Annotated in this window: 7 protein-coding genes and 1 tRNA gene; 3 read left to right on the top strand and 5 right to left on the bottom strand. The window is 68.2% G+C overall.

Annotation, left to right across the window (positions count from 1 at the left end):
* Positions 1–34 precede the first annotated feature (34 nt).
* From GX015_RS03545 to gyrA, 3 genes are all read right to left on the bottom strand, one after another.
* Positions 35–111: transfer RNA gene (locus GX015_RS03545), tRNA-Ile, on the bottom strand.
* Between the two features lie 159 nt (positions 112–270).
* On the bottom strand, positions 271–603 hold the full coding sequence (locus tag GX015_RS03540) for a DUF3566 domain-containing protein (RefSeq protein ID WP_291342852.1): 333 nt from the start codon (positions 601–603) through the stop codon (positions 271–273).
* 3 nt (positions 604–606) lie between these two features.
* Complete coding sequence (gene gyrA, locus GX015_RS03535) at positions 607–3,219, bottom strand: DNA gyrase subunit A (RefSeq protein ID WP_291342850.1); 2,613 nt, start codon at positions 3,217–3,219, stop codon at positions 607–609.
* Positions 3,220–3,499: 280 nt separating this feature from the next.
* Here gyrA and GX015_RS03530 point away from each other — a divergent pair, with 280 nt between their 5' ends.
* Together GX015_RS03530 and GX015_RS03525 are read left to right on the top strand one after the other, a co-directional pair.
* Positions 3,500–3,703, top strand: a complete 204-nt coding sequence (locus GX015_RS03530) for a hypothetical protein (RefSeq protein ID WP_046650965.1) — start codon at positions 3,500–3,502, stop codon at positions 3,701–3,703.
* Between the two features lie 10 nt (positions 3,704–3,713).
* Positions 3,714–4,058 carry a hypothetical protein gene (locus tag GX015_RS03525; RefSeq protein WP_291342849.1) on the top strand — a complete coding sequence of 115 codons (345 nt, stop codon included), beginning with the start codon at positions 3,714–3,716 and terminating at the stop codon, positions 4,056–4,058.
* Positions 4,059–4,101: 43 nt separating this feature from the next.
* Here GX015_RS03525 and GX015_RS03520 read toward each other — a convergent pair whose 3' ends face one another.
* Positions 4,102–5,070 (bottom strand): alpha/beta fold hydrolase, encoded by a 969-nt coding sequence (locus GX015_RS03520; RefSeq protein WP_291342847.1) that lies wholly within the window; start codon positions 5,068–5,070, stop codon positions 4,102–4,104.
* A gap of 185 nt (positions 5,071–5,255) precedes the next feature.
* Here GX015_RS03520 and GX015_RS03515 point away from each other — a divergent pair, with 185 nt between their 5' ends.
* A complete protein-coding gene (locus GX015_RS03515; RefSeq protein ID WP_291342845.1) occupies positions 5,256–6,731 on the top strand; it encodes a lipase family protein in 1,476 nt (491 codons plus the stop codon).
* A gap of 217 nt (positions 6,732–6,948) precedes the next feature.
* Here the strand turns inward: GX015_RS03515 and gyrB are convergent, their stop codons facing one another.
* The gene (gene gyrB, locus GX015_RS03510; RefSeq protein WP_291342843.1) at positions 6,949–9,006 is read right to left on the bottom strand and encodes a DNA topoisomerase (ATP-hydrolyzing) subunit B; all 2,058 of its coding nucleotides are present in this window, start codon (positions 9,004–9,006) and stop codon (positions 6,949–6,951) included.
* Between the last annotated feature and the right edge of the window lie 115 nt (positions 9,007–9,121).

Here is a 9,121-nt window from a genome sequence, read left to right as displayed (position 1 = left end):
CGAGCTTTCGCTTCGTCGGCGCGGGGCCCGTTCGTGGTGGGCCTAGGAGGACTTGAACCTCCGACCCCTTCGTTATCAGCGAAGTGCTCTAACCGCCTGAGCTATAGGCCCCTGAACCGGGATATAACTTAACCCGGACTCTCGGGGGAAAACAAATCGGCTGGTCAACACCCATTTTGGGCGCTTGCTCCGAACATCGCCGGATGGCGCACCTGCCCGGTTTTCGGCTTGACGACGTCCACGTGGGCGTCGTCAAGCGCGAACATGCCGCTACTCGACGTCGTCGAGCATGACCGTGATGCCGCCAACCAATTCGGAGCAGGCGTTGTAGACCACGGCGCCGAGGGTCGCCAGCGCGGTGATCAGCAGCGCCCACAGCACCCCGATGCCCGCGGCGACCGCGAAGATCAGGCCGGCGCCGAGGGCCGCGTCACCGCCGAGGAGGTCGTTGAAGCGGTCGCGGAAGCCCATCGCCTCGAAGAGGAGGTAGAGCACCGCCACCGCCACCATCCAGGAGAGGAACCCGATGACGCTGATCGCCGCCGAGACCCGCAGCGTGGTCCACGGGCTGATCCGGCGGACCAGCAGTTGGGTGTCGGCCATGGCCTACTCCTCGTCGCCCTCGTCGGCGTCACCGGCGTCGGCGGGCTCGTCCTCGTTGTCGGAGGCGGAGACGCCGCCCGGGCGCGGGTCGACGATGTCGAGGGTGCCGGTCTCGGAGACCTTCACCGCCGTCTCCTCGCCCTCGTCCTCGACGTTGCGGTCGATGGCCAGCAGCTCGGTGCCGTCGGCCAGGTTGACCAGGCGGACGCCCTTCGTGGCCCGCGACGTCGCGCGGATCTCGTTGACGCGGGTGCGGATGATGTCGCCGGCGGAGGTGACGGCGAAGATCTCGTCGTCGTTGGACACCACCAGCGCGCCCATGATCGCGCCGCGCTTCGGGTCGTACTTCAGGGTGAGCACGCCCTGGCCGCCGCGGCCCTGCGGGGCGTACTCGTCCAGCGGGGTCTTCTTGCCGTAGCCGCCGGTGGTGGCGACCAGCAGGTGCTGGCCCTCCTCCACGACGACCATGCTCAGCAGCTTGTCGTCGCCCTTGAAGCGCATGCCCAGCACGCCGGCGGTGGCGCGGCCCATCGGGCGCAGCGCGTCGTCGGAGGCGGTGAAGCGGATGGCCTGGCCGCGCTCGGAGATGAGCAGCAGGTCGTCGTCGCCGGAGCACAGGCGGGCGCCGATGAGGGAATCGCCCTCCTTGAGGTTGATGGCGATGAGGCCGGCGCTGCGGGCGGAGTCGTACTCCTCCAGGCGGGACTTCTTCACCTTGCCCTCGGTGGTGGCCAGCACCAGGTACGGGGAGTCCTGGTAGGTCTGGATCTGCAGCACCTCGGCGATGCGCTCGCCCGGCTGGAATTCCAGCAGGTTGGCCACATGCTGGCCGCGGGCGGCGCGGGTGGCCTCGGGCAGCTCGTAGGCCTTGAGGCGGTAGACGCGGCCGCGGTTGGTGAAGAACAGGATCCAGTCGTGCGTGGAGCAGACGAAGAAGTGGCGGATAATGTCGTCCTGCTTCAGGTCCGCCCCGCGCACGCCCTTGCCGCCGCGGCGCTGCGACTTGTAGGCGTCGACCTTGGTGCGCTTGGCGTAGCCGGTCGACGTTATGGTCACGACGACGTTCTCGCGGGCGATGAGGTCTTCCTCGGTGACGTCGCCGATGGCGCCGATGATCTGGGTGCGGCGGTCGTCGCCGAACTTCTCCACGACCTCGGCGAGCTCGTCGCGGACGATGTCGCGCTGGCGCTGCGGGCTGGCGAGGATGTCCTTGAGGTCGGCGATCTTGTTCTCGAGCTCGGCGAGCTCGTCGATGATCTTCTGGCGCTCGAGGGCGGCCAGGCGGCGCAGCTGCATGGCCAGGATGGCGTCGGCCTGCACCTCGTCGATGTCGAGCAGCCCCATCAGGCCGGTGCGCGCGGTGTCGACGGTCGCCGACCGGCGGATCAGGGCGATGACCTCGTCGAGCGCATCCAGCGCCTTGACCAGGCCGCGGAGGATGTGGGCGCGCTTTTCGGCCTCGTCCAGGCGGTACTGGGTGCGGCGGACGATGACTTCGATCTGGTGGTCGACGTAGAGCCGGACCATCTGGTCGATGCGCAGGGTGCGCGGCACGCCGTCGACGATGGACAGCATGTTGGCGCCGAAGCTGGTCTGCAGCTGCGAGTGCTTGTACAGGTTGTTCAGCACCACGCGCGGCACGGCGTCGCGCTTGAGCTTGACGACGATGCGCATGCCCCACTTGAGGTCGGACTCGTCGTCGATGGAGGAGATGCCGGCCAGGCGGCCGTCGCGGACCTGCTCGGCGATGTTGGCGATGAGGCGGTCCGGGTTGACCTGGTACGGCAGTTCGGTGATGACGATCTGCTGCCGGGTGCCCTCCTGCTCGATGGTGGTGACGCCGCGCATGCGGATCGAGCCGCGGCCGGTGGTGTAGGCCTCCTCGATGCCCTTGTCGCCGACGATCTGGCCGGCGGTCGGGAAGTCGGGGCCCTTGATGAAGCCCATGATCGCCTCGAGGGCGGTCTTGTCGTCGGCCTCCGGGTTGTCCAGGCACCAGTTGATGGCCGCGCCGATTTCGCGCAGGTTGTGCGGCGGGATGTTGGTGGCCATGCCGACGGCGATGCCGCCGGAACCGTTCATCAGCAGCTGGGGGATGCGCGACGGCAGGATGACGGGCTCGGTGGTGCGGCCGTCGTAGTTGGGCTGGAAGTCGACGGTGTTCTCGCGGATGTCGCGGACCATCTCCATGGCCAGCGACGTGAGGCGGGCCTCGGTGTATCGCATGGCCGCCGGGCCGTCGTCGCCGCGGGAACCGAAGTTGCCCTGGCCGTCGACGAGCGGGTAGCGCATGGACCACGGCTGGGCCATGCGGACCATGGTGTCGTAGATCGAGGCGTCGCCGTGCGGGTGGTAGTTGCCCATGGTGTCCGAGACGGGCTTGGCGGACTTCACGTAGCCGCGTTCGGGGCGGTAGCCGTTGTCGTACATGGCGTAGAGGACGCGGCGGTGGACGGGCTTCAGGCCGTCGCGCACCTCCGGCAGGGCTCGGCCCACGATGACGGACATCGCGTAGTCGATGTAGCTCGACTGCATTTCCTCGTTGATGTCGATGGGGTGGATCTTGTCCCCGCCATCGCCGCCGCCGCCGAACAGGGTGCCGTTGTCGTCGCTCACTCGTACCTCCACTTGGTCCCCGGGTGGGATGCCCGGGCTTCGCTCCCGCGTCTCGATTCCGCGCCTTCGGTGCCTCCGCGGTTTTCGCCGACTTCGGCGTCTCCGCCGTCTCCGGCGCGCCGGTGAGGGCCGCGCGGGACGGGAATCGAGAGCATGACTCCCCCATCATACGCTGCGCAATCGCGCATCAGCGCCTCACAGGGCCTGCTTTGCGACGATTCCGCGCGACTTCGGTATCATTGTGATACCAACTTACGCCGGACGCGGCTACTCTGGCCGCATGGCAATGACATTGCGGCTCACGCCGGCGGAAGATCGGGCCCTGACGCTGCTCGCCGGGACCCGCGGCACCTCGAAGCAGGAGGCGGCGCGCAGGGCGATCGTCGACGCCGCCGCCCGTGCGGTGCGCGACTCGGAAGTGCGCATGCTCGCGGCGGAAACCGTCGAATCGCACGCAGCACTGCTGCGCAGGCTGGCGAAATGAGCCGGAACCGATGACGCCGGAGGACCTCGTCGCCGTCGTCGACGTGCTCGCCGGTTTGCTGCCGGAGTTCTCCGGGGCGCGGATCGTGCGCCCCTGGGCACTGGCCGCGGCGGCGGCAGCGGCAGACGGATCCATCGCCAGCATCGACGTCCACGCAGACTCCGGATCCCGGGGCCGGGCTATGGACGAACGGGCGCGGGCGATGGCGGAGACGATCCGCCGGCTCAAGCCCCTCGATCGCGGCAACGACGCATTCGCCGTGGTGGCGGTGATGGTGCTCGGCCGACTCGCCGACGCCCACATGTCCTTCGATCGGGCCGCCGCCCTCGCCGGGGTGCGCCACCCCGTTCAGTGAGGACGGTCAACCGCCGAAGGCCGGCACGGTCACCGCTCGTCGATCAAGGCCAGCGGACCCCGGCATCGAGTTCGCCGAGCCACGACTCGAAACGGTCGGCGACCGCCTCGGGTTCGCGTGCCCACCGGTTGTGGCCGAGGCGGCGATCGACGAACTCGAAACGCGCCGCCTTGGGCAGGCGCGACGCCAGGTCCATGGCCGAATCCGGCGTGCAATCGCGGTCGCCGTCGCAGGTCAGCATGAGCACGGGCGTGGTGACCTTGGGCATCTCGCGCTCGTAATCGATGTCCGCCTTCGTCGGGTGCAGGCGGCCGTTGCGGGCGAACATGGCCCACTCGCGCACGTGCCGCCCGGACTGGCGGCCGTACCGCGCCAGATCCCACGGTCCCGCCGGCCAGTAACCGAGGGCCGTGGCCACGGTCCACATCACGGGGCCACCCCAGCACAGCCGGATGTACTCGCGGCCGGCGAAACGGATGTAGTGCGGGGTGCCGGAACCGATGGTGATCATGCCGTCGACGTCGGCCTCCGGGCGCGACAGATACAGGGCGCCGATCTGGCCGCCCATGGAGTGGCACATCAGGTAGACGGGAAGGCGCTCGCCGGGTTCCTCGAACTCCGTGCGCGCCGCCGCCACGGCCGCGGGGTAGTCCACCGCGGCGAGCTCGTGATAGCCCCACTGATGACGCCGCGTCGCCTTGGCGGTCTGCCCGCCCTGGCCGCGCAATTCCGAGACGAGCACGCCGAAGCCACGGTCGCGAAGCTCCTGGGCCATCGGCCAGTAGTAACGGGCGCCCATGCCGAACCCTGGGAAGAACACCACGATCGCCTTCGGCTTCCCGGCCGGGCGATGGATCTGCATGGGCGTCACGGAACCGTCGAGGAGCACCCGCTCCGTCATCTCCGGCTCCTCGCGCGTGCGGGCGACGGCCTCGACGCGCTCGCCGTCGGCGCCCGGGACGATGTCGCCGGGCACCTCGGCGGTATTCGCGTGCTCCTCGTGTTCGTTCACGGGCGATACGATATCCCCGGTTTCGCCGGGGGGAAAACCGGATGCGGCCGGCGAACGGCGTAGTCCCGTTCCGCCGCGGTCCGCATATCCCCCCGTTCGACGCAAATTCGCTGGCAGGCGGCACTTTCTGGACGAATTGCGCCCAGGACGCTTTACGTTTGGAAATAATCCGGAACATGCGACCCTTGACACGATTCCGGCGCCGCGCCGCCGCCACGTTCCTTGCCGGCACCATCCTGATCGGGGGCGCGACGGCTCCGGCGTCCGCCGCCCCGAACGTCCCCCAGTTGCCCGCCGTCCCCGGTCTCCCGGGACTGCCTTCCGCCGATGCAGGTGACGGCACGGGTACCGGTGCCGGTGGCGATGGCGGTGCCGAAGGCGGCGACGCATCCGGTTCGCTCGGTGCGCTGGGCTCCTCCGACGATTCCCCCGCCATCGACGAGGCCTTCTACGACACCTCGACCGTCACCGCCGGCGCCCCGGGATCCATTCTGCGCACCGCCGCCGCAGCCACCGCTCCCATGCCGCCGGAGCTGGACTACCCGCTCCCGTCCTCGGTGACCAAGGTGCTGTATTCCACCACCGACATGCACGGCAATCCGATCCCGGTCAGCGGTTACATGGTCGAACCGTCCGTGCCGTGGACCGGCGCCGGCGAGCGGCCGACGGTCGTCATCGGCCGCGGCACCGTCGGCCAGGGCGACCAGTGCGCACCCTCGCGCAACTGGCCCCTGGAAAACCAGGCAGATCCCTTCACGTCGGGACGTCTGGTCAACCTCGAGGGCCTCTACGACTGGGTCTTCGCCGGTGCGGGCGTCCGCGTCTTCGTCACCGACTACGTCGGCATGGGCACCCCTGGCATGCACACCTACATGAACCGCGCCGAGCAGGCCCACGCCATGCTCGACGGCGCCCGCGCCGCACGCAACCTCTCCGGCGGCAACGGCAAGGTCGCGTTCTACGGCCATTCCCAGGGCGGCGGCGCATCGGCCGCGGCCGTCGAGGAGGCCGCGAACTACGCCCCCGATCTGCAGGTCGCCGCAGCCTACGCCTCGGCCCCACCGGCCGACCTCGACGCGGTGCAGCGCAACATCGACGGCTCCGACCTGGTCGGCGCGATCGGCTTCACCATCAACGGTCTGGCCGCCCGGTACCCGCAGCTCGCCCCCATCATCGATGCGAACATGTCCGAGCGCGGCAAAGCGACCCTCGAGGATCTGTCCACGATGTGCACCGACCAGATCACCTCGACCTACGGCCACCAGCGAACCTCGGAGTGGACCAAGGACGGCCGTTCCCTCGACGCGATGCTCCGTGATCTGCCCGAGGGCGAGGCCGCGATGAACGACCAGTTCATCGGCCACGGCGTCCCGGCCGCCCCCACCATGATCGTCTCCGGCCGCCACGACCTCAACGTCGAGTTCCAGCAGGCCAAGGATCTCGCCGCCAACTGGTGCGCCAACGGCGGCCAGGTCTTCTACCGCGACGACGTGCTGCCGAAGATCGATTCCTACAATCACTTCGCCCAGGCGGTCAGCGGCGCGCCCTTCGGCGTCGGCTTCATCCTCGCCATGTTCAACGACGCACCCGTCGTCGGCGCGTGCACCGTCTCCCCGATCCCGGGCGGTTCCGGCGAGATCCCGATCCCCGGTTCCTCCTAGAACGCCCATCCGGCTGGAACGTAGATCCAACCGAGCATCGATCCGGTTTGAACTTGGTTCCGGTCGGAACGGTGATCCTGGACCAGCAACAATAATGGGGCGTCAACAATGATTCTTGGTTTGAATCATGGTTGACGCCCCATCGGCGTCGTAAAGCTGCATTTCGGAGCCGGTCCTTGGAGTTCGGCGCCGGTCCTTACCGCCCGGGACCGCTCCGCTAGACGTCCAGGAAGCGGACGTCCTTCGCGTTGCGGGTGATGAACGAACGGCGGGCCGCGACGTCATCGCCCATGAGGATGGTGAACAGCTCGTCGGCCTTCTGCGCATCCTCCAGCGCGACCTGGCGCAGCACGCGGTGATCCGGATCCATGGTGGTCTCCCACAGCTCCTGGGCATTCATCTCGCCCAGGCCCTTGTAGCGCTGGATGCCGTCGTCCTTGTTGATCTTGCGGCCGGCCGCCAGGCCCACCTCGACCATCTGGTCGCGCTCGGCGTCGGAGTACGCGAAGCCGGGATCGCCCTTGCCCCACTTCAGCTTGTACAGCGGGGGCTGAGCCAGGTAGACGTGGCCCTCGTCGATGAGCGGGCGCATCAGGCGGAACAGCAGCGTCAGCAGCAGCGTCGCGATGTGCTGGCCGTCGACGTCGGCGTCGGCCATGAGCACGATCTTGTGGTACCGCAGCTTGGCGATGTCGAACTCGTCGTGGATGCCGGTGCCCAGCGCCGTGATGATCGCCTGGACCTCGTTGTTCTTCAGCGTGCGGTCGAGGCGCGACTTCTCCACGTTGAGGATCTTGCCTCGCAGCGGCAGGATCGCCTGGAACATCGAGTTGCGGCCCGACTTCGCCGAACCACCGGCCGAGTCGCCCTCCACGATGAACAGCTCCGACTTCGACGGATCCTTGGAACGGCAATCCGCCAGCTTGCCCGGCAGGCCGCCGAGGTCCGTCGCGGACTTGCGGCGCACCAGGTCACGGGCCTTGCGGGCCGCCTGGCGGGCATGCGCCGACGCGATGGCCTTGTTGACGATGGCCTTCGCCTCCGCCGGATTGGCCTCCATCCAATGGCCGATGTGCTCGTTGGCCATGCGCTGCACGAAACCGCGGATCTCGGTGTTGCCCAGCTTGGTCTTGGTCTGGCCCTCGAACTGCGGATCCGCCACGCGGACGGAGATGACGGCGGCGAGTCCCTCGCGGGCATCCTCGCCGGTCAGGTTCGCCTCCTTCTCCTTGAGCAGCTTGTGCTCGCGGGCGTAGCGGTTCATCAGCGACGTCAGCGCGGAACGGAAGCCCTCTTCGTGCGTGCCGCCCTCGATCGTGTTGATCGTGTTGGCGAAGGTGTGCACCGACTCCGAGTAGCCGCTGTTCCACTGCATGGCGATCTCGACCTCGTGGCCCTCGCCGCCGGCCTCGAAGCTGATGATCGACGGGTGGATGATCGTCTTCGACTTGTTCAGCGACTCGACGTAGTCCTGCAGGCCGTTCGGGAAGTGGTAGACCTTCTTCTTCTCGCGGCGCTTCTTCGCCTTGGCCACCTTGTCCTCGGTGCCGGCGCCGTCGCCGCCCTCGGCCTCGCCCTCCTCGACCAGCGCCGCGGACTCGTTCTCGACCTGCTCGGCCAGGGCCTCGGCCTCCAGCTCCTCCTCCGACACGCGCTTGTCGGTGAGCGTGATGGTCAGGCCCTTGTTCAGGAACGCCATCTCGCGCAGGCGGCGGGCGATGGTCTCGAAGTTGAATTCGGTGGTCTCGAAAATGTCGGCATCCGGCCAGAAGCGGATGGTCGTTCCGGACCCGCGGGCCTTCTTGCCCTGGACCAGGTCCTCCGGCACCGCGGTGTTGAAGTTCTGGAACCACATGTGGCCGTCGCGGACGATCTCCGCCTCCACGCGCGTGGACAGCGCATTGACCACGGAAATGCCGACGCCGTGCAGGCCGCCGGACACGGCGTAGGACTCGGAGTCGAACTTGCCGCCGGCGTGCAGCTGGGTCATGACGACCTGCACCGTCGGCGCACCCGTCGGGTGCATCTCCACCGGAATGCCTCGGCCGTCGTCGACGACCTCGACGCCGCCGTCCTCGAGCAGCGTCACCTTGACCTCGGACGCGTAGCCGGCCATCGCCTCGTCGACGGAGTTGTCCACGACCTCCCACACCAGGTGGTGCAGGCCGCGCTCGCCCGTCGAGCCGATGTACATGCCGGGTCGCTTGCGCACGGCCTCGAGCCCCTCGAGGATGGTGATCGATGAGGCGTCGTAGTTGTTTTCGGTGGCAGCCACTGTGGAACCGGTCTCCCTTTGTTGGTGCGCTTGGATTACCGCTCCATCTTACCCCGTAGTCCCCCACCGGACACGCATCAGGTCGCGGGAAAAAGCCGTTCAGCGCCGATTTTCG

The organism is Corynebacterium sp. (genome assembly GCF_012837295.1).
Taxonomy (GTDB): domain Bacteria; phylum Actinomycetota; class Actinomycetes; order Mycobacteriales; family Mycobacteriaceae; genus Corynebacterium.
This window is presented reverse-complemented; position numbering and strand designations above follow the sequence as displayed.